At 60.0% G+C, this 250-nt stretch carries 1 pseudogene; it reads left to right on the top strand.

From position 1 onward, the window contains the following. A pseudogene (locus HBA93_RS22440) lies at positions 1-250 on the top strand (adenylyl-sulfate kinase); the annotation flags it as partial.

Here is a 250-nt window from a genome sequence, read left to right as displayed (position 1 = left end):
CTTGGTATCAGGGGCCGGCACTCTTGGAGTGGCTGGAGACTGTGGCAACAGACAGTGCTGATGCTGCGGAACCGGATTTTCGCTTTCCTGTGCAATATGTCAGCCGCCCGCACGCGGATTTTCGCGGCTTCGCAGGCACGATTGCATCGGGGCAGGTGCGTGTCGGCGATGAAGTCACCGTGGCTCGTTCCGGCGTGAGTTCTGCGATCCGCTATATTGTAACCGCAGATGGCGAGCTGGAAACGGCGCA

Origin of the sequence: Ochrobactrum sp. SFR4, assembly GCF_019730395.1 — a bacterium.
Classification (GTDB): Bacteria; Pseudomonadota; Alphaproteobacteria; order Rhizobiales; family Rhizobiaceae; genus Pseudochrobactrum.
The sequence above is the reverse complement of the archived record's forward strand: the minus strand, read 5'-3'. Positions and strand labels throughout refer to the sequence as shown.